Genomic DNA, 26,104 nt, shown 5'->3' with positions numbered 1-26,104 from the left:
TGTCGAGTACGGCGAGCGGCCAGACCCACTTGTCAGTGCTCGACAACTCGTATGTCCAGTGGGGCTGCCAGGTGCCGTCGTCAGATGGCGGTGCCGAGGGCTTCCGCGAGGCGGGCGGAAGTGCCCTGATGCGGACCAGGGCGGCGACGGCAAAGGCGAGATCGAGCGAGCCGCGTCTTCAAGCGCCAGGAGCCCGGTCAGCGGATAGACCGGGCCCCTGCGATATGGGCGGTTACACCTCACTGGCATGCGGTAGAGCGCCCAGGCAAGGTCACGCTGGCGTGTGGGGGTCAGGTTCGCTGAGGTCTCCCCAGGACCCCACCGAGCCGCCACTGAGCCTTCTTGTTCTGGTGTCAGGCGGTCGTGTCAACGATGGGGGAGTCGGACCGGCTCTTGTCGATGGCGCTGAAAGTGATGGGGGCTCGTCCAGCTTCCACTGTGGAGGCCGGCGCCACGAGGGAGAAGACCATGGCGACGTGCCCGGGCGCCACTTCTCCGTTCCGCACGATTGTCGATGGTTCCTCCTCGATGACCGGATAGAGGAGGATCGCTCCGCGTCGTTCTCGCGAGAACGACTCTGTTACTGGGTCTGAGGTCGGCGGTAGGGCGCCTGCGATGCGTCGGGCCGCATCACGGTGCTTCGCGTCGCTGATGTATCCGAAGATCTGGACGCGACGGCGCGTGCGCTTTGAAAGGGCCAGCGGAACTGAGCCGCTCACGCTCGCTGACGTGCCGCGGTGGCCCTCCTGGTAATGGGGGGTGATCAACAACCAGTCGTCGATCAGGTGGGGGTTTTTGGTGATCTCGCGGAGGAAGCGCAGATGAGGCAGGAACGGGGTGGCATTCCACCAACGAACGTTCTCGAGTACCCGCATGAGGTCGGCATGGGAGACCGTCGTCGTCAGCGCGGTGAGGCGGTGAGTCTTGTTCTGTTGCTTGTTGAAGGTTGTGAAGGTCACCGGTGTCGGTGAAAGGTGCCGGAGCAGCGGAAGCCACAGTTCGGTGTTGTGGGCCAGATCGAGTTGGTTCGTCGGGTGAGCCGTTGGTTCGATGATCTGCCCCGGCCTGGCTATCTCTTCTATCTGGGCGTTATACATCTTCGTCCGGCTGCTGGGTTTGAGCCAGGGCAGGTGTTGGGAGACAAGCGGCGGTATTTGCTGGGGAGTGACGAGTGGCTGGCCGTCTTCGCCGAGTTCGGCGTACTGGGCGAGCTGGTCGCGGAAGGTTTCCTCGTCGAGACAGATGGCCTCGAATGCCTCGTAGAGGTCTACCGTGGATTTGCTCGCCTTTGTGAGCTTCTCCGCGCGGCTGATGTAGAGGCGAACGAGGTCCTGGTATCCGGGGCGGAATCCGAACCAGCGGCCCATTTGCATGAGGGTGTCGGCCTGCTGGGTGGTGCGGCGGTAGTAGGTGACCGTGAGGCCCTCGACGGTGAAGCCACGTGAGAGCTTGGTGCCGCCAACGAGGATCTTCCAGACGTGCGGCTGACGGTCGAAGTCGAGGTCGAGCTGGTCGAAGAACTTGTCGCTATCGCCGTTCACGATGACGACGGGATTGCCACCCTTGCGGATCAGGCTGCAGGCCTGGATCACGTACGGGCGGAGGTCGTCGTAGCAGGAGGGGGCCGGCAGGTCGGCGGCGCGGGCCCGGGTGACCGGAAGGACATCCTTTTGGAAGAGGTCGGCTAGCCGCTCGTGCCCATGAGCGCTCGTGGTGTAACCGGCGTGGAGCCACATGGTGTTGAGACGCCGAGCGAGCTCGGCGTGGTCGTCCTTGCGTACGGACTCGTGGACCAACATGGTGTGGTGCCGATATGGGCCGTCGGGGACTCCGTGAGCCGCGCGGTAGAGCTTCATCGCGCCAGTGAGGACGAAGGTGTCCATGGCAGCCTGCATCGACTCGTCATCGATCTCATCCGGCGAGTAGATGCCACGGACGTGGGCCTTGGCACGCGAGTTGGCGTACGTACGCTCGTCCTGCGGAATGGGGGAGTCCAGGTCATGGAAGTCTTGGACGCCCATGTAGCCCTCGGGCCGTGGGAGTGAGATCAGGAAGTCCTTGGGGAAGATGTCCTCACTATCGCTCGGGTCGATGAAGACGTTGGCAAACGGAGTCGCGGTGTATCCGACGTACTGGGAGCGCGGGAGCAGCGACAGCAACTGGGCGATGCGGGAGTTGATGGCCGTGCGCTTGGGGCGGTCTGATTCCCACTTGGCCGGGTTGGTGGTGTTGACCGATGCCTGATCAGACTCGTCATCGATGATCAGGGCCGGGAGTTCGCCGAGGAGACCCTGGATCTGTTTGAGGTCCTTGATCAGTTTGTCGAGGACGGACTTGTTCTTCTTGACGACCATGACGCGGGCGTCCGCGTGATGGAGGTTGCGCGGATCGTAGAGCGCCAGGCCGCGCTCGCGCTTCTCAAACTCGATGCCACGGATGCCCTGAAGGAGACTCTGATAGTCCCGGTCACGGGTGGTGAGGCGTTCGATGTCAAAGGCGTGGAGGGCGGAGGGGCGCCCGCCGTGCGAGACGAACTGAGGCCACTCCTCGTCGTCGCCGATGTAGTCAATCCCGACTAGCGAATCGAGGTCCTCGGGGTCAGCCCCGCGCAGGATGTTCTCCTGGCCGATGAGCTCCATGTCGAGGCGGCGTTGGGTCTGCTTGCGCAGGAGGTTCAGGGTGCCGCCGAGGATGATGACCAAGCGGTAGCCGGCGTCGATGGCCTTGGCAGTGACACCGGTGAAGTTAGCCGTCTTGCCAGACTGAACGTAGCCGACGACCAGGCCGCGCGCCTGCCGGCGCGCCACCTGCTCGGGGTCCGTCAGGCGCTCGACGACCGCCCGGCTAGCCTCGTCGAGGCCGGAGATTGCCTCGCTGCTCCAACCCTTGGCGCGTAGCCGGTTCTCGTAGGCTGGCCAGTAGAATGCCCGTGCTGCGGCGCGTTCCCTGGTGTACCAGGGTGTGAAGTCTGCCGTGATGGTGGTGTGTCCGGGACTCTTGGAGACCACGGCGGCATTCGTGAGGGCCTTGCGGACGTTGTCTTCGAAGCCGAGGCGGTTGTATATCTCCGCGCGACGTTCGCCGGTACGAGGAGGCGTAGCGGCCCAGACGGCCCGCTCTTCGAAGTCCCAGGCTATGAGCTTGCGCTCCCAAAGGGCGGTGAGGGCATCCGCCTCGTCGGCGAGGCGTTGGCTGAAGGTGGTGTCCGTGAGGTCAACGGAGGGAAAGTCCTCCGCCTCGGTCTCGGCCCGGCAAGCGAATGGTTTCGGGCCGCGGGTCATTCCGCCCAAAACAGCGGTGTGGATTTCGAGCAGTGCGTCGGTCACGGTGGGCCGTCCTTCAGTGGATGGAGCGATCACGTTGGGCGCTTACGGCGGCGAGCAGGATCACGTTCCAGTAGTCGAGCTGGTCGCTTCGTTTCTTCTCCCAGCGGGTGAAGCCGAACAATTCCTCGACCATCAGGTAGAGGAGGGTCTTGATGACCGGGGCGTCGTTGGAGCCGCTGTGCTGGCCCATGGTGAAGGTGCTGCGGTGGCTCTTGTTGAGCAGGATCGCGCGGTTCTCGCGGTCCAGCTCGAAGAAGCGGTCGTCGGGGAGCGAGACCCAGGCGAAGGTGATCGGGTCCTCGCTCGGTTTTTCAGGCAGTTCTTCCTGGATAACGCGCTTGACCTTCGGGGAGAGGCCCTTGCCGGGGGGAATAACCGCCCTGCGCTTGATTTCGGTGCGAGAGGCCCCCTCGCGGTAGACGGCTTCCGCGTCTTCGAGGAAGCTGCGGAAAGTGTGGCCCTGCGCGTCCACAGCCTTCTCGACTCCTCGGGCGAAGGCCTGCGTCGCGTTGATGCCTTCCTTCTTCACAGTGAGGCTGAAGACCTGATTTGGCTGTGAAGGGAGATCGACTGCGATACGGGCGAGGTTGAGGTGCCCCTCAGCCGCGCCCCGCTGGCCGTTCCAACCACCGGCCTGGACCAGGCGGTCGTTGCGGTAGAAGTAAAATCCCTGACGCTCCGCCAAGGGCCCGATGAGCTTGTACTCCGCGCGCGGGGACTTGGGTGGCCAGATGTGGGCTGTCAGCTTCACGTCGCCAACGCCTTCGACCGGTGCTGTGAAGGTACGGGGATAGCCAGCCTTGCCCGGGACCTTGTAGTTGAAGGGGTTGAGCGGCTCGACCTCAACGCTGTCGAGAAGTTCCCGGGAGCGCAGGTTCTCCACGGCGATGTCGATTCGGACACTGCCGCTCTCAAGAAAACGGTGAAGATACAGACCGAGGTGGGTTGCCAGCCTCTGTACCGCTTCGGAGAGGAAGCGGTCAGTCTGACTGACCTCCACGGTCTCGAAGGTCCTGACCCTGTCCCACCGCACGACCGTGCCCTGCCATTCGATGATTCCGTTGTAACGATCGAGGAGGGACTGGGCGTAGTCCGGGGTGACGGTGTCACAGCGGTAGTCGTCGGCGAGGGATGAAGATGTCAGCTGGCGTCCCGCAGCGCGGCTGGTCTTGGTCTTGCTGACAAGGGTTAGCGCGTCGGCGTGCGAGAGTGACGCCGACTTGAGGCCTGTTCCGTACATGCCGAGGGCGGTGCCGCCATATGCGCGACGGCGGCCAACGGTCATGGCAGCGTCAAGACCGGGGTCGTTCAGGCCTTGACCATTGTCGACGATGAGCAGGTTGAGGAGCCGGTCGTCATCGCGGAGGAAGTGGACGACGATATGACTGGCCTTCGCATCCACGGAATTGTCTATGAGGTCGGCAACCGCGACCTCGAATCCGTACCCCTGGTTTCGGAGGGCTTCGGCATACCCAGCGTCAGGCGGGAGCCGCTTGCTGCCGCCGGTGGGGACGTCGTAGTGCCAGTCGGCATCCGGCTCGTAAGGCATGGATCTCGCATGGGTAACCAGGCCAGCGCTGAGCGGATGGAATCGGCCCAGGAGGCGACCAAGAGTGTGATGGACAGGTATGACCGTACTTCAGTAGCCCTGGCCCGGGGGGATGATCCCCAATAGTGGGAGCTTCCCCCTCCGACGCGCACATGAGAGAGGGCGCTGGATGGGTCGCTTATGGGGGCGCTGGTCAGCCTTGGCGGGGGGAGTTGGGCTGAGCTGTGCCAGAACCGCGCCATAAGGGTCGTTGAACGGCGGTCGGCGGCGGTCGGAGCTGATCGCCTCGCGCGCCCAGTTGAACAGCTAGCGCCACAGGTCAGAGGCCAATCTCGGCTCGAAGGACCAAAGATTCCCAAGCTTAGAGCGCGAGTTCGATTCTCGTCGCCCGCTCCATACCGAAAGCCGCAGGTCATCTGACCTGCGGCTTTCGTGTTTCCCGGCGCGATCCGGCGCCACTGTGCCAGTGCCGGTGCCCGACCGGCGCGGGCGCGGGGAGCCGGTCGGATCGGGGGGCCACTGACCGGGGCGGACGCGGTGGTCAGCCGGCGTCGAAACGCCGGACCCTCACGTCGCCGTCGTCGTGTCCGGAGGCGTTCGTTCGCCGCCGAACGCTGCCGCGTGCGGCGCTCTGGACGGGTGTCAGCACGGTGGTCGCGAGCGAGGCCGCGATGAACGCGGCGCCGATCGTGTGCAGGCCTGCGGCCGAGGGCATCTGCTGCCCGACCATGGCCAGCGGCGTCCACCACAGGATGCCGCCGACGACGAGAACGACGCTTGCCGATCCGGCGACGGCCACCAGGAGGCCCAGCCCGATGAGGGCCACCCCCGAGGCGAGCCACAGCGCATTCATCAACTCCCCGATCTGCATCACCCGATGGGGGTCGCTGGCCACGGCTCGGGATTCCGACAGGATCTGCAGGGTTTCGTCGGCCGTATGACGGAACCAGAGGAACCGGACCACCGCGAGCGCGCCCGCCAGCGCCGCGCAGCCACCCGCGACCACCCGGACCCACGGTTTGGCCAGGCCGTCGACCAGTGCGACCCAGCAGCGGATCGACCAGTGCAGGAAGCGTCGGTTGCCGATCACCGTGAACAGAAAACGCGTGAACACCGGCTCTCACTTTCGCAGTGTGTCCCTGCCTTTGATCATTCCGTCCCGTTCGACGGGATCCCAGCGCTGAACGGCGGTTCTCGCCCCGTAGACCGGCTGGTTCTGACCCCGCTGCCCGACGGATCCGGTCTCCTCCTGGCGAACGAGCCGGGCGAACGACGGGGCGAATGTCCCTTGCTTGCCCGCCTGCCACCGCCGCGGAACGGGCGGCACCACCACGGGGCCCGGCACCGTCGTTCCGGCGCCACGGGAGTCGCATGAGCCCCGGTGCGGCGCTCATGGCCACAAGGTCCCGGGCTGCGCCGTATGGTGCAATTCGGGTTCGGCCGGGTGCGGAACTGTCCATGGCCGACCGCCGTCCAAGGAGTGACGGAACGCCGGCCCGGGTTGAACGCCGGGAGGAGTACGGAGGGTCCAGTGCAGTCAGGTGGTGCCGAACTGAACCTCGGTTGCCCGGGCGGGTTCCGCCGCGGCGCGTCGGTGAGGCCGCCGGACTGGTGGCCGGTGCTGGCTCCGGATGTGACGGTCGATCAACTCGACGCTGCGGCGCACTGCGAGGCGCTGCTCCGGGACACCGTGGACGCCCTGCGGCCGGCGCCGGCCTGGCAGGAGACGGTCCCGAGGGCGGGGGCGCGGCTGTCGGCGCCGGGGCGGCGCGGGCCCGAGGTGCTCTGGTACGTCACCCGGGGGCGGGATCTGCTCACCGTCGTATCGCCGGGCCGGCGACGGGAGTTGGCCGAGGTGGTGGAGCGGCAGTGGCGGCTGCAGGGCTGGACGATCACCTCGCTGAATGCCGGACGGGATCGGCCCGGGGTGGCCGCCACCACCCGGTACGGCTCTCAACTGACGCTGTGTTTCGGAGAGTTCGGCGAGATACGGCTGACCGCGAGCCTGCTCGGGGTGGCCTGCTCGGAGCGGGTTCCCGCGCTGCCGGGGGCCGGTGAGCCCGACCCGGCGCCGCTGCCCCATGTGCACTGCGCGTACTGGAGCGCGCTGATGTGACCGCTGGTCGGAACGTAGGGGCGGGTGGCGAGGAGGCGTGGAGCGAGTCCCCCCGGACCCGCTCCACGCCGCCTCCTCGAGCGGCTTCGGCGCTGCCGCTCCCCCCGACACCCCGGCAGCCTCGCCGTTCCCCCCTGGTCACTCTCCGGCGAGAGCGTCCGCACAGACCCCGGCGAGTCCCCACCCCCGGGGACGTCGTGGTCTCACGGTAACAAACCGCGTGGTTGGTTTGTCAATAGTGGGATCCACGGAAAACACACAATCGTGATGGTCCGGTCGGATCGGCGTGAGGGGCCTCCCACCAGGCGGTTGCGGGCCTGTCAGGGGATGACGGGGGAGCGCCCGCGTGCCCCGGACGCACGGAGCGCGCCGCCCGGAATCCGACATTCCAAGCATCATGGCAGCACGGAGTGACACTGCGCGAGTGCCCAGCGCAGTGATGTACGTCCGGTCGGGGCACTCGGCCCCGCGACCCCCGCGGACCGGGCCGAGCCGTTCAGCGGAGCAGTCGGCGCTCCGTGGCCACCGCCACCGCGCCCGTCCGGGTGTCCACGCCCAACTTGTCGTAGATCCGCCCCAGGTGCGTCTTCACCGTCGCCTCGCTGATGAACAGCGCCCGCGCGATCTCCCGGTTGCCCAGCCCCTGCGCCAACTGCTCGAGGATGTCCTGCTCGCGCTCGGTGAGTTGGGGCGCGGGCGTCCGCATCTGCGCCATCACCCGGGAGGCGACCGGCGGTGAGAGCACCGTCCGGCCCCGGGCGGCGGCGTGGACGGCGGCGAACAACTCCTCCGGCCGCTCGGCTTTCAGGAGGTAGCCGGTGGCGCCGGCGGCGATCGCCCGGGTGATGTCGGCGTCGGTGTCGTAGGTGGTGAGCACCAGGACGTGCGGTCCGCCCGGGGTGGCGGTGAGCCGCCGGGTGGCCTCCACGCCGTCGATGCCGTCGCCGAGTTGGAGGTCCATCAGGACGACCTGCGGCGCCAGCTTGGCGGCCAGTGCGACGGCCTCCTCCCCGGTGCTCGCCTCGCCGACCACCTCGATGTCGCCCGCGCTGGCGAGCAGCGCCAACAGGCCCGCCCGCACCACCGCGTGGTCGTCGCAGACCAGCAACCGGACAGGGATCGCGTTCATCGGTGCTCCAGGGGGATCGCGGCGGAGACGACGGTGCCCTCGCCGGGGGTGCTCTCCACGGTCAGCGTGCCACCCAGCTGCCGCAGCCGGGCGCGCATGGCCGGCAGGCCGTACCCCCGCGTCCCGCCGCCGGTGCGTCGGTGCCCCGCCGCGGGGTCGAAGCCCTGGCCGTCGTCGGCGATGTCCAGCACGGCCTGGTCGCCGAGGAAGGACAGCGTGATCGCTGCCGTCGAGGCACCGGCGTGCTCCCGGATGTTGGCCAGCGCGCCCTGGGCGATCCGCAGCAGCGCGGACTGCGCCGCCGCCGGCAGCGGGACGGGCGTGCCGTCCAGGTGGAAGCGGACCGGCAGCCCGCTCTCGGCGGACTCCCGCCCGGCCAGCGCCCGCAGGGCCCGGTCGAGGGTGCCGCCGTCGGCGAGTTCGGCCGGGGCGAGGTCGTGGACGAAGCGACGGGCCTCGGCGAGGTTGCGGGCGGCGACCTCGGCGGCGGTGCGGACGTGGATGCGGGCGGTCTCCGGGGCCGCGTCCCAGGTGCGGTCGGCGGCCTGCAGCAGCATCTGCTGGCTGGACAGGCCCTGCGCCAGGGTGTCGTGGATCTCCATCGCCAGCCGCTCGCGCTCGGCGAGCGTGCCCTCCCGCCGTTCGGTGGCGGCGAGTTCGCGCCGGGTGCGGACCAGATCGGCGATCAGCGCCCGCTGCCGGGCGGCCTGCCGGGCCATGAACAGGAAGACCCCGGTGGCCAGCGCGGCCACCGCGGGCGGCAGCAGGACGAGCGTGGCGTCCGCGGTGCCGGGCAGCCGGAACTCGGCGATCAGCACCAGCAGCGTCAGGGCCGCGACCAGCGGGATCGCCGCCCGCGCGGGCAGGGCGCGCAGTGCGGTGTAGATCAACGGGACGGCGCACCAGGCGAAGCTCGGCGCGAGCAGCACCAGGACCACCCAGAGGGCGATCACCGGGGCCAGCGGCCACCGGCGGGGCCGGTCCGGCGCCACCGGACGGCGGTGGTCGAGCCAGGAGGCAGCGGGCTGGGCGACGGCCAGCGCGGCGCTCAGCCCGATCACCCAGGGGATCCGCGGGCTCCCGGCGTGGTGGGTGAGGTAGCGGCTGAGCGCGGCGGCGAGCAGCAGCAGGAAGGCGGAGTCCAGCAGCAGGGCCAGCCGGCCGGCGTCCGGGTCCCCGGCGTCGCGCCCGCCGAGCGGACGGCCGGTGGACGGGCGGGTCTGCTGCACGGGGGGCTCCTGGCGGTACGGGTTCTCGCTGCGCGTTCTCGCGACGGGTGCTCGCGACGGGTTGTCGTGGGGTTCCGGTCGGGGCGCGGCCGGGAGGGGGCGGCCCGCGCGGCGCACGCTGTATACCGACCTGCGCCGATCCCTCGATGGTGGCCCGCCCGGGCCGGTCCCGCATCAGCCGATCGGTTGACGGCGGCGTCCCCCATCATGCCCGGACGGCCGCGCCGGACCGTCGATGCCGCGCGCCCCGGGCCGGCCGGAGGATCGGAGCACAGCCGGGCGGTCCCCCCGCCGCCCGGCCCCGAACCCTCGTGGCGGACCCCGTGGACCGCGGACCCCTCGATCCCGTTGAGCTGAGGAGCTGGACCATGAAGAAGACCTCCGTGCGCGCCCGGGTGCTGACCGGCACCGTCGCCGTCGCCGCGCTCGCCGCCGCCGGCGTCGGGGCCGTCTCGGCCAGCGCCGAGACCACCGAGACCCCGGCCGTGCAGGCCGCGGCCAAGGTCGACGCGCAGAACCGGAACCTCGCCCAGAACACCGGGCTGACCATCGACGCCGCCACCCGCGCCGCCCAGGCCGCCCTGGACGCGGCGACCAAGGCCGGCCAGCACGTCTCGGTCGCCGTGGTCGACCGGGACGGCGTCACCCGGGTCCTGCTCAAGGGCGACGGCGCCGGCCCGCAGGCCCCGGAGTCGGCCGAGCGCAAGGCCTTCACGGCGGTCTCCTGGAACGCCCCGACCTCGGAGCTGGCCAAGCGCCTGGCCCAGGCCCCGAACCTCAAGGACATCCCGGGCACGCTGTTCCTGGCCGGCGGCGCCCCGGTGCAGTCCAAGGGGGCCCCGGTCGCGGCGATCGGCGTCGCGGGTGCGCCCAGCGGCGACCTGGACGAGCAGTTCGCGCAGGCCGGCGTCGCCGCCCTGGCGAAGTGACCCGCTCCGGTCGGTCGGCCCGCCCCCACGGTCGACCGACCGGACGTACTCCCTTACCGACCGGCCGGACGCACTCCTGCACCCGCCGCGCCGCGTGCCGACCGGCGAACTCCCGGGCGGGCGGCCCGAACCGCCGCCCGCCGCGGTCCCGCCCGGCGCCGCGTGGTGTCCTCGTTCGGGTGAACAAGGGGAGGGTCGCCGCAGAACAGGCGATGACCCTTTGAAAAGCCGGTGTCGTTGTCAGTGCCGCGTGGCAGGCTTCCCGGTATGACGGCGTGGACCCTCAACGACATCGAACGTGCGATCCGCTCCTCCTGGGGTGTCGACACCTGTGCGCCCGAGGACTTGGCCCACTGGCGTCCCGACAACCCCGCCCGCGGCCAGTGCGGCGTGACGGCCATGGTGGTGCACGACCTGCTCGGCGGCGAGCTGATGATGGGCGAGGTGCACGTCGATGGGGTCCGGACGGACCTCCACTGGTGGAACCGCTTCGCCACCGGCTTCGAGATCGACCTCACCCGTGAGCAGTTCGGCCCGGGCGAGCTGGTCGGCCCCGGCCGTCCGGTCGCCCGCCCGGCCCGCCCCGGCCGGCTCCAGGCCCAGTACGAGCTGCTGCGCCACCGGGTGGTCACCGAGCTGGAGCGCGGGGCCGCCGCCGGACGGCTCTGCCGCCCGGTCCGCGTCGCCTGACGCCGGGCAGCCCCCGGCTCGTCCGGCCGAGCCTCCGCCCCTGACGTACAGTCGGCCGGGACGGACCACCGGACGGACGGCTGCGGCGACGGGAGTACGCGGATGAGCGGGGCGACGATCGGTTTCGTGGGGTTGGGCGGGATGGGCCAGGGCATGGCGGGCAGCCTGCTGCGGGCCGGTCACGCCGTACGGGTCTGGAACCGCTCGCCCGGGCCGGTGGCCGCCATGGTGGCCCAGGGCGCCGAGGCGGCCGGCTCGCTCGCCGAGGTGTTCGAGGCCGACACGGTGGTCTCGATGCTCGCCAACGACCAGGCCGTGGAGGGACTGTTGCTCGACCCCGCGCTGCTCGCGGGCGCCCGGGCGACCCTGCACGTCAACATGGCGACCGTCTCGCTCGCGCTGGCCGAGCGCGCCGAGGCACTGCACGCCGAGCACGGCGTCGGCTACGTGGCCGCGCCCGTCCTCGGCCGGCCCCCGGTGGCGGCGGCGGGGAAGCTCAACATCCTGGTCGCGGGTGCGCCCGAACTGCTGGACCGGGCCGGGCCGCTGTTCGCCGCGATGGGCGAGCGCAGCTGGCACTTCGGCGACCACCCCCGGCAGGCCAACACCGCCAAGATCAGCATCAACTTCCTGCTGGCCTGCGCGATCGAGTCGATGGCCGAGGCGTGCAGCCTCGCCGAGGCCCAGGGCGTGCGGCCGATCGACCTGGTCGAGCTGCTCAGCGGCACGCTCTTCCCCGGGCCGGTCTACTCGGGGTACGGCTCGATGATCGCCGAACGCCGCTACGAGCCGGCCGGGTTCCGGGTGCCGCTCGGCCTCAAGGACGTCGGCCTGGCCCTGGAGGCCGGGGCCGCGTGCAACGTCCCGCTGCCCTTCGGCGGCATCCTGCGGGATGCCTTCCTGGACGCGCTGGCGCACGGTGACGGCGAGAAGGACTGGGCCGTCGTCGCCGAGGTCGCCCGCCGTCGGGCCGGCCTGACCGACTGAGAGCCGACCGAAGCCCGACCGGAGCTCGACCGAGCCCCGAGACCCCGAGCCCCGAGCTCCGAGACCCGAGACCCCAGGCCCCGGGGCGCCGGGGGCCCGGGGATCGGGGTGCGGGCACGAAACAGCTGCGGACGCGTCATAAGTGCTAGCGCGGAATATCGCGGTTGCGGAATACCCGGACCACGACGGACGCTCGACCTCCTGCCAGCAGTACCGACCAGGGGGAGTATCCGATGACCGAGCAGTCGTCCGGCGCCGCGGCGCCGCGCCGTTTCCTGTTCCTCGACGCGAGTTCGCGCGTCGGGGGCAACACCGAACAACTCGCCCGGCTGGCAGCCGAGTCGAGCCTGCCCGAGGGGGCCGAGCAGCACTGGCTGCGGCTCGACGAGCACCCGCTGCCGCCCTTCCAGGACCTCCGGCACACCGGTGACGGCAGCTACCCGGAGCCGGTCGGCCACGAGCGGACCCTGCTGGAGGCCACCCTCGCGGCCACCGACGTGGTCTTCGTCGCGCCGCTGTACTGGTACACCCTGCCGACCAGCGCCAAGCTCTACCTCGACTACTGGTCGGCCTGGTTCCGGGTGCCGGGGGTGGAGTTCCGCGCCGGGATGCGCGGGGGCACGCTGTGGGACGTCACCGTCCTGGCCGGTGCGGAGGAACTGGCCGGGCCGCTGATCGGCACGCTCAAGCTGACCGCCGACTACATGGGGATGCGCTGGGGCGGCGCGCTGATCGGCAACGGCACCCGCCCGGGGGACGTCCTGAACGACGACCGGGCGCTGGTCGCCGCCAAGTCCTTCTTCGCCGGCTGACCCCACCGGCCAACGGCGGACCCGGCCCCACCGCCGACCCGCGACCGACCCCGCGGGGCCCCGCGGGCGCCCCCGCGACGCACCCCGCTGCGACCCCGGAGACCGGCCGCACGGGCGGACCGATGGATTCACGCCATTCCCGCCCGTGCGGTACCGTCCTCCGGACGTGTACCCGTCACCTTGTGGCCATCCCCGCGCCATCGCAAAAGCCCTACGGTAGGACGGAGTTGGGCGATTCGGACGCCCCCGGCCGGACAACGGCCCACAACAGGGCACCTGCCTTCCGGAGTGGCTGGATCGTTCGGTACTCTCCGTCGGACTTTCAGCTTCGCGGGGGGCATGCGGCGTCTGCGGCCGCCCCCTCGCGCCCGGGCCTCGCCCGGACACTTCCGTGAGGTCTCCTTGTCCATACGTCGCAGTCTTGCCCTTGCCGGCGCCGCCGCGCTCGCGTCCTCGCTCGTGCTGGCCGGTGCCCAGGGCGCCATGGCCGTCGGCACCACCGGCGCGCCGTCCGCCGCCGCCCCCTCCGCCGCCCAGGCCGAGCAGGCGCGGCACCAGAGCCTGGACCTCTCGGTGCGCGGCGTCCCGGACACCTTCGTCGCCGGTGGCGACGCCCGTGTCTTCTCCTACCGGATCCAGAACTCGACCAAGAACGACTTCGTGGCCTTCCCGCTGCTGAAGTTCAAGAACAAGGCCGGCACGCTCAAGGCGAAGGACCTCAAGGTCGAGTACCAGCTGCCGGCCCGCCTGCCCGGCGGCGGCACCTGGAAGACCGGCTCCATCGCGCCCGGCGGCGGTGACGGTGACGACAGCGCCGTGCTGATGCTGCTCGGCGGCGTGAACGGTGACGGCGACGCCGCCGACGACGCGCTGCTCTACCTCGCCCCGGGCAAGCGGATAGACATCGACGTCCGCGTCTCCTTCACCAAGGACACCCCGCTGGGCAAGGCCGGCGTCGTGCCGGTGGTCTTCTCGGCCAACGCCGACGACGAGTCGGACAACGGCCACTTCAGCTGCGACGGGATCAAGGGCGCCGGCTTCACCATCAAGGCCGGTGGCGGCGGCAAGCCCAGCCCGACCCCCACCCCGACCAAGACCGGCAAGCCGAGCCCGACCGCCAGCGCGTCGGCCACGGCCACCGCCACGGCCACCGCGACGGCCACTGCGACGGCGTCGGGAACCCCGACCACCACGCCGACCAGCACCGCGCCGACCACCGGGACCCCGACCACCCCGGCCACCGGCTCCGCCTCGCCGTCCGCCTCCCCGAGCGACTCCGGCCCCGGTACGACCACCAGCCCGGCCCCGTCGAGCAGCAGCACCGACGTCCAGCAGCCGATCGACTTCCCGGTGGACGTGCCCAAGGTCACCCCGCCGAAGATCACCCCGGCCGTCGTCACCAAGGCCAAGACCGCCGCCGACAACGCGGAGAAGACCCTCGCCACCACCGGTGGCGGTGACGACACCACCGCGCTCGCGGCCGCCGGCGGCGCCGTCCTGGTCGCCGGTATCGGCACCCTCGTGGTGCTGCGTCGCCGCAAGTCGGCTCAGCAGGGCTGACGTCCGGGCCCAGCAGGGCTGACGTCCGGGCTCAGCAGGCTGACCCCCCCCGGGGCGGCAGAGCTGACCCGGGGACGGACCGGCGCCGCCGAGCCGGCGCCGGTCCACGGGGCATCCCGAGTGCTCCCGGGCCGTCCGGGCCGCCCCCCAGGGGCGGATCCCCGGGCGGCACGGGCCGTACTCTCCCGTCACATAGGATGTCCGGCCGGAGGGGGCGGAACGGCGGGGAGAGGGACAGGTGCGGGGACTACGCTCGGCACGAGCCACCACCGACTACGAATCCGCAGCCGGTCGGATCGCGGGCCTGCCGCTCCGCAGGCACCACGTGCTGCTGACGGCCTGGACGGTGCTCTGGTTCTTCCTGGTGGAGCCCAGCGGCGGCTTCTCCTGGCACTACCTGCGCCAGGGCGAGCAGCTGCTCTTCAGCGGCCAGCCCGACGGCGGCCTCTCGCTCTACGCCCACCACCCCGAGCTGCAGATCGGCCCGGTCAGCCTGGCCGCGGCCCGGCTCACGGCGCCGTTCCCGCCGCACATCGGCCAGCTGGTCGCCGAGGCGGTGAGCGCCGGGCTCGGTCTGGTGATGCTGGTGGTGGTCGGCCGCACCGCGGCGCTGTACTACCTCGGCACCGGGACGAACCACCGTCGCCTCCAGCAGCGGCTGCTGATCGCCGGCCTCGCGTTCATCCCGATGTGGGTCGAGGTGTCGGTCCGCTTCGCGCACCTGGACGACGTCCTCGCGCTGTTCTTCACCACCCTCGCCGCGCACGCGCTGGCCCGCGGCAAGCCCGTCCAGGTCGCGATCTTCCTGGCCCTGGCGGTGGACTCCAAGCCCTGGGCGCTCGCCTTCGCCCCGCTGATCCTGGCACTGCCCCGGCCGGCCTGGCTGCGCACCGTGCTCTGGTTCTGCTTCCTGGTCGCGATCGCCTGGCTGCCGTTCTACCTGGGCAACCTGGACACCATGGCGGCGGCCAAGTTCACCATTCCGAACCAGCCCGCCTCCGCGCTGCGCTGGTTCGGGGTGACCGACCCGGCCACCCCCTGGTGGGACCGCCCGACCCAGTTCGCGCTCGGCATCGGCCTCGGCTGCATCGCGGTCTGGCGCGGCCGCTGGCCCGCCGTGGTACTGCTCGGGGCGGACGCCCGGATCCTGCTCGATCCGAGCGTCTACACCTACTACACGGCCTCGATCCTGCTCGGCACCCTGCTCTGGGACGCGGTCGGGCAGAAGCGGCTGGTGCCGTGGTGGAGCTGGATCGCGCTGGTCGCCCTGTACGGCGGCACGCTGTTCCTGCCGTCCGACTCGGCCCGCGGCTTCGTCCGGCTCGCCTTCGTGGTGGTCTCCGCCGGGTACGTGCTGCTCTGGCCCACCCAGCAGACCCGTCGGCCCCGGACACCCGCCCAGGGTGGCGGGGAGGGGCGCCGCCGCTCGGCCCGGCGGCGCGAGCGCGAGCTGATCAACGCCTGATCAGCGCCTGACCGGTGCCTGATCAGCGGCTGACCGGTGCCTGGCCAGCGCCCGATCCCCGTCTCCCGCGACACCGGCTTGACCCTCACGCGACGTGAGAGCGGAGGGTGGTGGTCACCACCAGGGAGGAGTTCCGGATGAACGGGGACGAGGGCTACCCGGTCGGCGCCGTGGCGAAGATCGCCAAGGTGACCGTCCGCACCCTGCACCACTACGACGAGATCGGGCTGCTGTCCCCCGAGGGCCGCACCCGGGCCGGCTACCGCCGGTACGTGGACGCCGACCTCGACCGGCTGCAGCAGATCCTCTTCTACCGCGAGCTCGGATTCCCCCTGGAGGAGATCGCGGCGATCCTGGACGACGACTCGGTCAGCCCGAGCGAGCACCTCCGGCGGCAGCACCGGCTTCTGACCGACCGGATCAGCCACCTCCAGGACCTCGCCACCGCAGTCGAACACGCCATGGAGGCACGCAGGATGGGCATTCAGCTGACCCCGGAGGAGAAGTTCGAGATCTTCGGCGAGGGCTACCAGGAGGAGTGGGAGCAGGAGGCCGAACAGCGCTGGGGCCGGACCGAGGCCTGGGCCGAGTCCCAGCGCCGCACCGGCGGCTACGGCAAGGAGGACTGGCAGCGGATCCAGGGCGAGATGACCGCGCTCAACACCCGCCTGGTCGAGGCCCTCACCGCCGGCGAGCCCGCCGACGGCACCACGGCCACGGACCTCGCCGAGGAGCACCGGCAGCACATCTGCCGGAACTTCTACGACTGCACGTTCACCATCCACCGCGGTCTGGCCGACCTGTACGTGGCGGACCCGCGCTGGACCAGCACCTACGAGGAGCTCGCCCCGGGCCTGGCGCAGTGGCTGCACGACGCCATCGTCGCCAATGCCGACCGGCGGGAGCACGCGTAGCGGCGCGGGCGTCCTGGAGCGGCGCAGACCCCCGGGAGGCGAGCGGGCCCGGGAGGCGAGCGGGCCCGGGAGGCGAGCGGGCCCCGGAGGCCGGCGGGCCCCGGGGGGGCGAGCGGCCCCCGGGAGGGCCGCGGCTACGCCACCCCGCGCCCGAAGGAGCGCCGGTAGGCGGTCGGTGAGGTCCGCATCACCCGGCCGAAGTGGTGCCGGAAGGTCGCCGCGCTCTCGAAGCCGACCGCCGCGGCGATCTCCTCCACCGACCCCTCCGGCGACTCCAGCAGCGCCAGACTGGCCGCGATGCGCTGGGTGACGACCCAGCGCATCGGGCTGGTGCCGTTGCGGGCGGTGAAGTGCCGCAGGTACGAGCGGTCCGACATCCGGGCCGTGCGGGCCAGCACCGAGACGGTCAGCGGGTCGGCCAGGTGGTCCAGCGCCCACTGCATGCTGCGGGCGACGCCGTCCTCGTCCTCCTCGACCGGGCGGACCGCCGCCTCGATGAACTGCGCCTGCCCGCCGTCCCGGTGCGGTGCCACGACGAAGCGCCGGGCCACGCTGTTGGCGACCCTGGCGCCGTGGTCCCGGCGGATCAGGTGCAGGCACAGGTCGATCCCGGCCGCGCTGCCCGCGCTGGTCAGCACGTCGCCGTTGTCGACGTACAGCACGTCCGGATTGACCCGCACCCGCGGATGGAGCTGCTGGAGCAGCTCGGCGTACCGCCAGTGGGTGGTCGCCTCCTTGCCGTCCAGCAGCCCGGCGGCGGCCAGCGCGAAGGCGCCCGAGCAGATCGACACGATCCGGGCGCCGCGCTCGTGCGCCGTCCGCAGCGCCTCGACCAGCTCGGGGGAGACACCCCCGGCCCGGCGGCCGGTGCCGCCCGGCCCGCCGCCCGGACCGCCGCCGAAGGGGTTGCGCACCCCGGGGACGATGACGGTGTCGGCCGCCGCGAGGTCGTCCAGGCCGTGCCGGGCGGTCAGCGCGAAGCCGCCCACCGCGTCCAGCGGCGTCCCCGGCCGGTCGGCGCACACCCGCAGCCCGTACCAGGGCGCCGCCAGCAGCCCGCCCAGCTCGGGCCGTGCCAGCCCGAACACCTCGACCACGACGCCGAGTTCGAACGGGGCCATGCCCTCGAAGGCGTACACCGCGACGTCGTGCACGGGCTCCGGGCGGCGGCCGATGGTGACGGCGACCGGGTGGGACCGGACGACCCGGCCCTCGGCGGCGTCTCCGGTCGTCGGCCCGGGGAGGTGCCCGGCGGCGTCTGCGGCGGCCGGTCCGGCGAGGCGTCCGGCGGTCGGCCCGGTGCCGCGGTCGACGCCCGGCCCGGCGGTCTGCTCGGCCATGCGAACCCCCTGCTCACGGGTGGCGGAATCCCGGTGAGTGTAGCCCTCGCGGCCACCCCGGAAGTTTCTTCGAATCCCCCTGCAACCTCCGCCCGCGCCACACGTCCATCACCACGGGGGCGGAGGGAACCGGGCCGCACGCGGCTGCGAGGATCTCCCCCGATCACGATCTTGATCAGGTGACCGACGGTCACGGCGGACACGCCGTCACCGTCCCGGGGGAAAGCAGAACCGCACATGTCCATGGCCATCGGGCCGTTCGCCGCGCCACGGCGCGGGCGCGGGCTCTCCGTCCGCGGAGCCCGTGGGATCCGCGGCGTGGTCGTCGCGCTGTTCGGAGCGCAGGAGGTCGACGAGCCGCTCTCCACGCCCACCGTCGACCAGCCGGTGGAGCAGCGCCGCTCCGGTTTCCGGCTGCTGCGCGGCGGCCGCAAGCCCGCCGAGGACCGGCCCACCCTGACCGACCTCTACCACGCCCACCGGCTGGGCCTGGTCCGGATGGCCGTCCTGCTGGTCGACCACCAGGACCTGGCCGAGGACGTCGTGCAGGAGGCCTTCACCCAGCTCTACCAGCGCCACGGCGAACAGCTGGACGACCTGGACAACGCGCTCGGGTACCTGCGGACCTCGGTGGTCAACGGCGCCCGCTCGATGCTGCGCCGCCGCAGGACCGCCCGGGAGTACGTGCCCCCGCACGAGGCGGACGCGCCCTCCGCCGAGGACCACGCGGTGCTCAACGACGAGCACCGGCGGGTCCTCGTCGCCCTGCAGGAGTTGACCCCCCGCCAGCGCGAGGTGCTGGTGCTGCGCTACTGGTCCGACATGTCGGAGGCGCAGATAGCCGAGACCCTGGGGCTCTCCCGGGGTGCCGTGAAGTCCACCGCCAGCCGGGCCCTGGACGCCCTGGAGAAGCATCTGGAGAAGGTTCGATGACCGACGAGTTCCCCCGCTCGGGCGGCGCCGGCGGCGGGCCGGCCGAGACCGCCACCGAACGGCTGCTGCGCGAGGCGATGACCGCCCGGACGTCCCGGATCACCGCCCACGACCTGCGCCCGGCCGAGCCCCCGAAGGGCCGGGTGCGCCGACTGCGCCCGGTGTACCTGACCGCCGTGCCGATCTTCGCCCTGGCCGCCTCCGCGGCGATCGGCCTGCTCGCCCTGCACGGCGACCCGGTCGCCCGGCAGGACGTCCCCCCGCCCCCGGCGGCCAGCCTCACGGCCGCCCCGAGCCCGACGGCCGACCCCTCCCCGTCGGTCGCGCCGAGCGCCGACGCGACCGACGGGACGCAGACCGGTCAGCCGCTCTCCGACGCCACCCCGACGACGAGCTCGCCGACCACCGGCGCGCCGACCGGGCCGGGCACGCCGTACACCTTCCGCGGCGTCCGGCTGAAGGTGCCGGCGGGGTGGCGGGTCGCGCCGGCGGACCCGGCCGACGTCCACCTGTGCGTCCTGAGCCCGGGAGCCCCGCAGGACGCCACCGCCCGGGACTGCCGGCCGTACGGGGTGGACCTGGCGGTCTTCGACGGGGATTCGGCGGGCTGGCCGTCGGTCGAGGACCTCGACGCGCAGGGCGGCTGGGCCCACCAGCCCGACTGCCCGGTCTGGGGCAGCCCGCACCCGCCCGCCGCGGGGGAGTCCGTCCGGGCCACCGGCCCGGTGAAGAGCGCGCCCACGGTCGCCGGCCGTCCCGCGGTCAAGTCGCAGTGGCAGGTGACCTGCGGTCAGTCGCCCTTCACCGCACAGGTCTGGGCGCTGCCCAAGGACCAGGTGTTCGTCTCGGCGGTCGGCCTCAAGGACGACTACCGCTCCGGCCTCGCGTCGATCGTCGACAGCCTGGACCTGAGCGGCCGGTCGGCCCCGTCGCCGTCGACCACCCCCACCCCGACCCAGAACGACATCGCGGTCAGCATCGACGGCCTCGCGTCCGGCCAGCAGCTGCGGGTGGGGAACGCGGTCGTCACCTTCTCGGTGACCTTCCGGAACACCAGCCGGACCGCGTACGGCCAGGTGGAACCCCTGGTCTACACGGACCGCTACGCGGGCACGCCGACCCGGCTCGGTGCCCAGCCGGTCAACGACGGCAAGCTGGAGCGGCAGACCGACAGCGGCTGGACGGCGGAGCCGATGTCGCCGGACGCCGGCATGGCCTACGCGACGGCCCGGGACGAGGAGCTCTTCGCGCTGGCCCCGGGGCAGAGCCGGACGCTGACCTACCGGCTGACGACGGGGCCCGGCAGCGGCGCCGGGGACATGCCGTTGCGGGCCCAGGCGGTGCTGCCGTACCACGGTGGCGACCTGACCCTGCTCGGGCGGCAGGACCTCTCGCTCAAGCTCGTCGTCTGGTAGCGCGGAAGGGCCCGGCCCCCGTACGGGAGCCGGGCCCTTCACCGTTCACCGGGTCAGGCGAGCGAGGCCATCCAGGCCTCGACCTCGTCGGAGCGGCGCGGCAGGCCGGCCGAGAGGTTCTCGTTGCCGTCGGCGGTGACCAGGATGTCGTCCTCGATCCGGACGCCGATGCCGCGGTACTCCTCCGGCACGGTCAGGTCGTCCTGCTGGAAGTACAGGCCGGGCTCGACGGTGAGCACCATGCCGGGCACCAGCAGGGCGTCGACGTGCTCCTCGCGGCGCGAGTGGGCGCAGTCGTGGACGTCCAGGCCGAGCATGTGGCCGGTGCCGTGCAGGGTCCAGCGGCGCTGGAGGCCGAGCTCCAGGACCTTCTCGACGTCGTACACGGAGGCGTCCAGCAGGCCCCAGGCGAGCAGCCGCTCGGCCAGGACACGCTGCGAGGCCTCGTGGAAGTCGCGGAACCGGGCGCCCGGGCGGACGGCGGCGATGCCGGCCTCCTGGGCCTCGTACACCGCGTCGTAGATCTTCCGCTGCAGCGCGGTGAAGGCGCCGTTGATCGGCAGGGTGCGGGTGACGTCGGCGGTGTAGAGGGTGTGGGTCTCCACGCCGGCGTCCAGCAGCAGCAGCTCGCCGGGACGCACGTCGCCGTCGTTGCGGACCCAGTGCAGGGTGGTGGCGTGCGGGCCGGCGGCGGCGATGGTGCCGTAGCCGACGTCGTTGCCCTCGACCCGGGCGCGGCGCCAGAAGGTGCCCTCGATCCAGCGCTCCGAGGTGGCGACGGCCTGGCCGAGCTCGCGGACCACGTCGGTGAAGCCGTTGACGGTGGCGTCGCAGGCGGCGCGCAGCTCGCCGACCTCCCACTCGTCCTTGACCAGCCGCAGGCCGCTCAGGAACTCCTTGAGGTCGGCGTCCCGGTCGGCGTCCAGCACGTCGGCGAGCGCGGCCTCCAGGCCGGCGTCGTAACCGCGGACGATCCGGGTCGGCACGGTGGTGTCGGCGGCGAGCGCGACCAGTTCCTCGGCGGCCTTGCGGACGTCACGGGCGGGCAGGCCGAGCAACTGCTCCTGCTCGCTCAGGCTGTGCCGGCGGCCGACCCACAGCTCGCCGTAGCCGTCGAGCCAGAACTCGCCGTTCTCGCGGTCGGAGCGGGGCAGCAGGTACAGGGTGAACGCGTGGCCGCTGTCGCCGGTGGGCTCGCCCACCAGCACGGCGTCCTCGGTCTGGTCGCCGGTGAGGTGCACGTACTCGCTGGCGGCGCGGAAGTTGTAGTCGGTGTCGTTGGAGCGCACCGCGAGGTTGCCGGCCGGGACGACCAGCCGGACGCCGGGGTGGGCGGCGGACAGCGCGGCGCGGCGCGCGGCGGCGTACGGGGCCTGGGCGATCGGGGCGAGGCCGTGCAGCTCGGTGTCGGCCCAGCCGGACTTCATCGAGGCGGACAGCTCGTCCGAGATCTCGCCGTAGAGGCCGTTCTTGCGGCCCTTGAACTGCGGCGACTCCTCGCCGCCCTCGGCCTCGGGGTTCTCGGCCACCGCGGGGGTCCGGTCCTCGGTCACGTGCAACGCCTCCTTGGGGGTGGTACCGCCGCCCTCGGGGGAGGTGTCGGGTCGCGACACGCGCGGGCGGCCGTGCGTCCATGGTACGGACGCCCGGCCGCCGATCCGTTCCGGGTTCGAACCTCTACTCGAAGCGGGCGGCCAGCAGCAGCAGGTCGTCGGTGGCGGGGGCGGTGTCCGGGGCGGGGCAGACGGCCAGCAGGTGGGCGCAGAGCCGGGCCGGGTCGACCCGCACGTCGCGGGGGGCGTCGGCGGCGGCCCGGCGCAGGTTGGCCTGGCCGGCGTGCAGGGTGGGGCCGCAGCGGCGGGCCAGGCCCTCGGTGTAGAGCAGCAGGGTGTCGCCGCGCGCGGCGGTGAGGTCGACCCCGGGGGCCTCCCAGCAGGCCAGCATGCCGAGCGGCGCGGAGAGCGAGGTCTCGACGAACTCGGCGCCGTACCGGCCGACCAGGACCGGCGGGCAGTGCCCGGCCCCGGCGAGGGTGATCCGGCGCTCCTCCGGCTCGATCCAGGCGTAGACGGCGGTGGCGGTGCGGGTCGGCTCGGTGGTCTTGAGCAGCAGTTCCAGGTCGCCCAGGACGGAGACCGGGTCCTCGCCCTCCAGCACCGCGTAGGCCCGCAGCGCGGCCCGGATCCGGCCCATCGCGGCGGCCGCGCCGGGCGCGGATCCGGGCCCGGCGCCGGGCCCGTCGCCGGAGACCGAGCCGACGGTGAGGCCGACCGTGCCGTCCGGCAGCGGGATGGCGTCGTACCAGTCGCTGCCGCTGGAGCGGTCCAGGCCGGCCGGGACGAGCCGGGCGGCCAGCCGCAGACCGGGGGTCTGGGGGAGGTGGTCGGGCAGCAGGCCGCGGCGCAGCGCCTCGGTGGTGCGCCGGGTGCGGTCGGCCTCCAGCTGCTTGGCGAGCAGCGGGGCGGCGATCCCGCAGTAGTGGCGGGCGAGTTCGCGCTGGCAGTCGGTGGGCTCGGCGGGCCGGTCGTAGAACCAGACGGCGGCCGCGAGCGGGCCGTCCTCGTCGGTGGCGAGCGGGAGGCCGTAGGCGCCGCCGAGGCCGAGGTGGACGGCGAGTTCGCGCAGCCGGCCGCCGACGGCCGGGTCCTCGGCGAGGTCGACGGAGTGCAGCTGGTCGGGCCGGTCCTGCTCGCGCAGCAGCCGGGCCAGCAGGCTCTGTTCGGTGGGCACGGTCTCCAGGGCGCCGAGGCTGGCCCGGTCGAGGCCGAGGCCGACGGGCTGGCCGGGGCCGCCGCCGGGCAGCAGGGTGACCAGGACGCCGCGGGCGGCGCCGAGCAGGGCGGCGCCGGAGGCGAGGACGGCGTCCAGGGTGGCGGTGAGGCCGCGGGCGCGGGCGAGCCGCTCGGTGTGCTCGTGCAGGCTGGTGATATCGGACAGGCGTCCGGCCAAACGGTCCTGCACCGTGCCGGGCGGTGCCCCGGGGCCGTCGGCGGTGCCGGCGGCGCCGTCCTCCGGCGCGTCGGCGGGGCCGGGCAGGCCCGGCAGCGGGTCGAGGACGGTGAGCCCGCCCGCGCAGCCGGTCTCGGCCGGTTCTGCGGTCGGCGTCGACGGCTGGGACGCCGACGGGTGGGACTTGGTCATGCCGCCACTCCTGACGCGGTGCTACGTGCCATGCGGAACCCCCAGATACGGCCACGGTGGAGCGAGCACGGCCAAAGGGCGCGTTTCGCCTCGATTCGCTACTACTCGTCATTGATCGACAGCAATGCCACCACTTCTACACAGGCCATTCGGGGCATGTCCAGATCCAGGACGACGCGGTGGCCGGTTCCACATCGGCGCGACCCGGTCGGAGGGCGTGCACGGTTCGTGCGCGCGCCGGTCGGGGCCGGAGGCATGGAGGGAGCCGGGAGCGGGCAGAACGGAGGGAACGGACCGGGCGGCCGTCCGGATCGTATGTCCGCGCCGCCCGCGCTCCGGGCTGGCCGGAAGTCTCTCACTCGTACGGTGGAACCAAGCGTGCCCGGGCGGCGTCCATCCGGTCGCATACGGGATTCTCGTTCCAAGGGCTGTTCCAGTGCGCGGCCCTTCTCATGTCGTGCTCCACACCGTGCTCCACGTCGTAGCCGCGCCGTCCGCCATGCCGTCCGCCCCGCTCCGCGCCGTCCGGGGCCGTGCCGCCGCGGGCCCGTGCGGCGAGTCCCGACGGATGCCGGTGGGGCGGAGCGAACCGAGCGGTCAGGGAAAGGAACGAGCGCCATGCGTGAGAACCCGAAGAGCCCGAACAGCCGGTCGCACGAGTCGCACCGGTCGCAGGACCCACAGGATCCGCAGGGGTCGTCCGCCCGGCTGGCCGCGGCCCTGACGGCCGCCGTGGAGCACCGCTGGCCCGTGGTGCCGGGCACCGTGCTGCGCGGCGGGCGCTGTTCCTGCGGGGAGCCGGACTGTCCGGCCCCCGGCGCCCACCCGCACGACCCCTCGCTGCTGGCCGCGACCACGGACCCCCGGATGGTGCGCTGGTGGTGGGAGCGGCAGACCCCGGACGCTCCGGTGCTGGCGGCCACCGGCACCGCGGTCTCGGCGGTCAGCCTGCCCGCGGCGGCCGGTGCCCGGGCGCTGGTCTACCTGGGCGCGCTGCGGCTGCCGCTCGGACCGGTGCTCGCGATGCCGGGCCGCTACGCGTTGCTGGTGGCCCCGTACTCGCTCGACGCGCTGGGCGAGATGCTCGTCCAACTCCCTTGGGTGCCGGGCTCGTTGCGTTACCACGGGCCGGGCGGCTTCCTGCCGCTGCCGCCCGGTGGCGGGGCCGGGCGGGTGCGCTGGGTGCTGGCGCCGCGGCCGGCCGAGGAGGGTGGGGTCCGGCTGCCGCAGGTCGGGCCGCTGCTCGGCGAGTTGGTGGAGGCGACGGTCCGGCTGGACAGCGGCCGCTCGGCGTACTGACGGACCGCCGGGCCGGGGCCGGACTCCGGGCCCGGTGGTGCGGGGCGTTCCGGAAAAGAAAAGATCCGGCCGCTGGCGACGGGGGATGCACCAGCGGCCGGACTCTTTAGACAGTAACAAGGATCCGCGCCCGCGCCAATTTCCAAGACGCCCTACAGGCCCGGAAATTGCGGCTTCACGGCGACAATGTGACGCGTATCACCCGGATCCCCTGCGCTTTAGTTCAAGGTGACCTGACGGTTCACCAGGTTCGCGCGGGTGCGCCGCTCCTCGGCGGTCAGCGGGGAGCCGTCGGAGAGGACGGCGGCGAGCCGCTCGCCGAACTCGGCGGCGGGCTTCTCGCAGTCGGCCGCGGTCATGCCGAGCGGGAGGTCCCACACCGGGACGGTGAGGCCGTGCGCGCGGAAGGAGCCGACCAGGCGGGTGTCCGGGCCGAGCGAGGCCTCGCCGGCGGTGTTCAGCCGGGCCAGCGCGTCCAGCAGCTGCTCCTCGGGGACGGTCATCACCCAGCGCAGGTGGTTCTTGTCCGGGGTGCCGCACCAGTAGGCGGCGTCGACGCTGCCCAGCTTCTCGGTCGGGATGGCCGAGGCGTTGGCGCGCTCCAGCGAGGCGGCGACCTCGCCGGTGGCGGTCTCGGCGTCCTCCAGCCAGAACTCGAAGCCGGTGTGCACGGTGGGCGTGAACGCGGCGGAGGCGTCCAGCAGGTCCTGGAGGCGGCGGCCGCCCGGGACGGTCCGGCGGGCCGGGACCGGGCTGCCCGGCTCGGTGGCCAGGGCCAGCTCCAGGGCGTCCGCGAGGTCGCGGCTGAGGTCGCCGGAGGAGGACTGGGTCTGCAGGCCGAGCAGGATCGAGCCGTCCGGGCGGCGCAGGGCCGGCCAGGCCAGCGGCAGCACGGTGGCCAGGGTCACCGACGGGACGTCGCCGGTGGTCGCGGTCACCCCGGCGGCCAGCGTCAGCGGCACCGTGGCGGCCGGCACCAGCTCGCGCAGCGCGACCCAGTCGGCCTCGCCCGGCAGGCCCTCGAACGGGCGGTGCACCAGCTCCTGCACCGCGTGCGAGGCCTCCCGGCCGTGGCAGGCCTTGTAGCGGCGGCCCGAGCCGCAGGGGCAGTCCTCGCGGGCCCCGACCACGGGGATCTCGCCCGTGACGGCGGTGGTGGACTGGCGCTGCGGCGCCTTCTTGGCGGCCTTCTTGCCCATGCTGCGGCTCTCCCGGGGACGGTGGTCCTGTTCACCGGGAAGCCTACTGACACTTTCTCCGCGACCGGCTC

The 26,104-nt window shown here is 72.4% G+C and carries 20 protein-coding genes; 11 read left to right on the top strand and 9 right to left on the bottom strand.

Annotation, left to right across the window (positions count from 1 at the left end; genetic code table 11):
• Positions 1–353: 353 nt before the first annotated feature.
• From AB0O91_RS09410 to AB0O91_RS09400, 3 genes are all read right to left on the bottom strand, one after another.
• Positions 354–3,326: a Z1 domain-containing protein gene (locus tag AB0O91_RS09410; protein ID WP_363429629.1), complete on the bottom strand. Its 2,973-nt coding sequence runs from the start codon at positions 3,324–3,326 to the stop codon at positions 354–356.
• A 13-nt stretch (positions 3,327–3,339) separates the two neighbouring features.
• Entirely contained in the window at positions 3,340–4,875 is a 1,536-nt protein-coding gene (locus AB0O91_RS09405) for an ATP-binding protein (protein WP_363429627.1), read from the bottom strand.
• A gap of 541 nt (positions 4,876–5,416) precedes the next feature.
• Entirely contained in the window at positions 5,417–5,989 is a 573-nt protein-coding gene (locus AB0O91_RS09400; RefSeq protein WP_363429625.1) for a hypothetical protein, read from the bottom strand.
• 519 nt (positions 5,990–6,508) lie between these two features.
• Between AB0O91_RS09400 and AB0O91_RS09395 the strand changes: the two genes are divergently transcribed.
• Positions 6,509–6,991, top strand: coding sequence for a hypothetical protein (locus AB0O91_RS09395; RefSeq protein WP_363429623.1), 483 nt, complete (start codon positions 6,509–6,511; stop codon positions 6,989–6,991).
• Between the two features lie 496 nt (positions 6,992–7,487).
• On the opposite strand, the gene AB0O91_RS09390 is transcribed toward AB0O91_RS09395, so the two are convergent.
• Together AB0O91_RS09390 and AB0O91_RS09385 are read right to left on the bottom strand one after the other, a co-directional pair.
• Positions 7,488–8,120, bottom strand: coding sequence for a response regulator transcription factor (locus tag AB0O91_RS09390; protein ID WP_363429621.1), 633 nt, complete (start codon positions 8,118–8,120; stop codon positions 7,488–7,490).
• Positions 8,117–9,277 (bottom strand): sensor histidine kinase, encoded by a 1,161-nt coding sequence (locus tag AB0O91_RS09385; protein WP_363429814.1) that lies wholly within the window; start codon positions 9,275–9,277, stop codon positions 8,117–8,119. Before AB0O91_RS09385 ends, AB0O91_RS09390 begins: the two co-directional genes overlap by 4 nt.
• A gap of 440 nt (positions 9,278–9,717) precedes the next feature.
• Between AB0O91_RS09385 and AB0O91_RS09380 the strand changes: the two genes are divergently transcribed.
• The 7 genes from AB0O91_RS09380 to AB0O91_RS09350 all read left to right on the top strand — a co-directional run bounded on the left by AB0O91_RS09380 (position 9,718) and on the right by AB0O91_RS09350 (position 16,706).
• Positions 9,718–10,278, top strand: a complete 561-nt coding sequence (locus AB0O91_RS09380) for a heme-binding protein (protein WP_363429619.1) — start codon at positions 9,718–9,720, stop codon at positions 10,276–10,278.
• 267 nt (positions 10,279–10,545) lie between these two features.
• The gene (locus AB0O91_RS09375; protein ID WP_363429617.1) at positions 10,546–10,968 is read left to right on the top strand and encodes a hypothetical protein; all 423 of its coding nucleotides are present in this window, start codon (positions 10,546–10,548) and stop codon (positions 10,966–10,968) included.
• A 102-nt stretch (positions 10,969–11,070) separates the two neighbouring features.
• Positions 11,071–11,955, top strand: coding sequence for an NAD(P)-dependent oxidoreductase (locus AB0O91_RS09370; RefSeq protein WP_363429615.1), 885 nt, complete (start codon positions 11,071–11,073; stop codon positions 11,953–11,955).
• Positions 11,956–12,188: 233 nt separating this feature from the next.
• The gene (locus AB0O91_RS09365) at positions 12,189–12,767 is read left to right on the top strand and encodes an NAD(P)H-dependent oxidoreductase (protein WP_363429613.1); all 579 of its coding nucleotides are present in this window, start codon (positions 12,189–12,191) and stop codon (positions 12,765–12,767) included.
• Positions 12,768–13,169: 402 nt separating this feature from the next.
• On the top strand, positions 13,170–14,327 hold the full coding sequence (locus AB0O91_RS09360) for an LPXTG cell wall anchor domain-containing protein (protein ID WP_363429611.1): 1,158 nt from the start codon (positions 13,170–13,172) through the stop codon (positions 14,325–14,327).
• Between the two features lie 304 nt (positions 14,328–14,631).
• Positions 14,632–15,792 carry a hypothetical protein gene (locus tag AB0O91_RS09355; protein ID WP_363429812.1) on the top strand — a complete coding sequence of 387 codons (1,161 nt, stop codon included), beginning with the start codon at positions 14,632–14,634 and terminating at the stop codon, positions 15,790–15,792.
• A 137-nt stretch (positions 15,793–15,929) separates the two neighbouring features.
• Positions 15,930–16,706, top strand: a complete 777-nt coding sequence (locus AB0O91_RS09350; protein ID WP_363429609.1) for a MerR family transcriptional regulator — start codon at positions 15,930–15,932, stop codon at positions 16,704–16,706.
• Between the two features lie 134 nt (positions 16,707–16,840).
• On the opposite strand, the gene AB0O91_RS09345 is transcribed toward AB0O91_RS09350, so the two are convergent.
• Complete coding sequence (locus AB0O91_RS09345) at positions 16,841–18,046, bottom strand: helix-turn-helix domain-containing protein (RefSeq protein WP_363429607.1); 1,206 nt, start codon at positions 18,044–18,046, stop codon at positions 16,841–16,843.
• Positions 18,047–18,283: 237 nt separating this feature from the next.
• Here AB0O91_RS09345 and AB0O91_RS09340 point away from each other — a divergent pair, with 237 nt between their 5' ends.
• Positions 18,284–18,979 carry a SigE family RNA polymerase sigma factor gene (locus AB0O91_RS09340; protein ID WP_363429605.1) on the top strand — a complete coding sequence of 232 codons (696 nt, stop codon included), beginning with the start codon at positions 18,284–18,286 and terminating at the stop codon, positions 18,977–18,979.
• Complete coding sequence (locus AB0O91_RS09335; protein ID WP_363429603.1) at positions 18,976–20,394, top strand: hypothetical protein; 1,419 nt, start codon at positions 18,976–18,978, stop codon at positions 20,392–20,394. Before AB0O91_RS09340 ends, AB0O91_RS09335 begins: the two co-directional genes overlap by 4 nt.
• A 53-nt stretch (positions 20,395–20,447) precedes the next feature.
• Here the strand turns inward: AB0O91_RS09335 and AB0O91_RS09330 are convergent, their stop codons facing one another.
• Complete coding sequence (locus tag AB0O91_RS09330) at positions 20,448–21,923, bottom strand: aminopeptidase P family protein (RefSeq protein ID WP_363429810.1); 1,476 nt, start codon at positions 21,921–21,923, stop codon at positions 20,448–20,450.
• A gap of 148 nt (positions 21,924–22,071) precedes the next feature.
• Complete coding sequence (locus AB0O91_RS09325) at positions 22,072–23,535, bottom strand: PP2C family protein-serine/threonine phosphatase (protein ID WP_363429601.1); 1,464 nt, start codon at positions 23,533–23,535, stop codon at positions 22,072–22,074.
• A gap of 618 nt (positions 23,536–24,153) precedes the next feature.
• Here AB0O91_RS09325 and AB0O91_RS09320 point away from each other — a divergent pair.
• Complete coding sequence (locus tag AB0O91_RS09320; protein WP_363429599.1) at positions 24,154–24,834, top strand: bifunctional DNA primase/polymerase; 681 nt, start codon at positions 24,154–24,156, stop codon at positions 24,832–24,834.
• Between the two features lie 218 nt (positions 24,835–25,052).
• Here AB0O91_RS09320 and AB0O91_RS09315 read toward each other — a convergent pair whose 3' ends face one another.
• Positions 25,053–26,033 carry a DUF5926 family protein gene (locus tag AB0O91_RS09315; protein WP_363429597.1) on the bottom strand — a complete coding sequence of 327 codons (981 nt, stop codon included), beginning with the start codon at positions 26,031–26,033 and terminating at the stop codon, positions 25,053–25,055.
• Positions 26,034–26,104: the final 71 nt, after the last annotated feature.

This window comes from Kitasatospora sp. NPDC089797 (assembly GCF_040684795.1).
GTDB lineage: Bacteria > Actinomycetota > Actinomycetes > Streptomycetales > Streptomycetaceae > Kitasatospora.
This window is presented reverse-complemented; position numbering and strand designations above follow the sequence as displayed.

Bases quoted from the DNA above. Each gene is read 5' to 3' on its own strand.
- AB0O91_RS09405 (WP_363429627.1), bottom strand. From the start codon at position 4,875: ATGCCTTACGAGCCGGATGCCGACTGGCACTACGACGTCCCCACCGGC.
- AB0O91_RS09390 (WP_363429621.1), bottom strand. From the start codon at position 8,120: ATGAACGCGATCCCTGTCCGGTTGCTGGTCTGCGACGACCACGCGGTG.
- AB0O91_RS09380 (WP_363429619.1), top strand. From the start codon at position 9,718: ATGAAGAAGACCTCCGTGCGCGCCCGGGTGCTGACCGGCACCGTCGCC.
- AB0O91_RS09375 (WP_363429617.1), top strand. From the start codon at position 10,546: ATGACGGCGTGGACCCTCAACGACATCGAACGTGCGATCCGCTCCTCC.
- AB0O91_RS09370 (WP_363429615.1), top strand. From the start codon at position 11,071: ATGAGCGGGGCGACGATCGGTTTCGTGGGGTTGGGCGGGATGGGCCAG.
- AB0O91_RS09365 (WP_363429613.1), top strand. From the start codon at position 12,189: ATGACCGAGCAGTCGTCCGGCGCCGCGGCGCCGCGCCGTTTCCTGTTC.
- AB0O91_RS09350 (WP_363429609.1), top strand. From the start codon at position 15,930: ATGAACGGGGACGAGGGCTACCCGGTCGGCGCCGTGGCGAAGATCGCC.
- AB0O91_RS09345 (WP_363429607.1), bottom strand. From the start codon at position 18,046: ATGGCCGAGCAGACCGCCGGGCCGGGCGTCGACCGCGGCACCGGGCCG.
- AB0O91_RS09340 (WP_363429605.1), top strand. From the start codon at position 18,284: ATGTCCATGGCCATCGGGCCGTTCGCCGCGCCACGGCGCGGGCGCGGG.
- AB0O91_RS09335 (WP_363429603.1), top strand. From the start codon at position 18,976: ATGACCGACGAGTTCCCCCGCTCGGGCGGCGCCGGCGGCGGGCCGGCC.
- AB0O91_RS09325 (WP_363429601.1), bottom strand. From the start codon at position 23,535: ATGACCAAGTCCCACCCGTCGGCGTCCCAGCCGTCGACGCCGACCGCA.
- AB0O91_RS09320 (WP_363429599.1), top strand. From the start codon at position 24,154: ATGCGTGAGAACCCGAAGAGCCCGAACAGCCGGTCGCACGAGTCGCAC.
- AB0O91_RS09315 (WP_363429597.1), bottom strand. From the start codon at position 26,033: ATGGGCAAGAAGGCCGCCAAGAAGGCGCCGCAGCGCCAGTCCACCACC.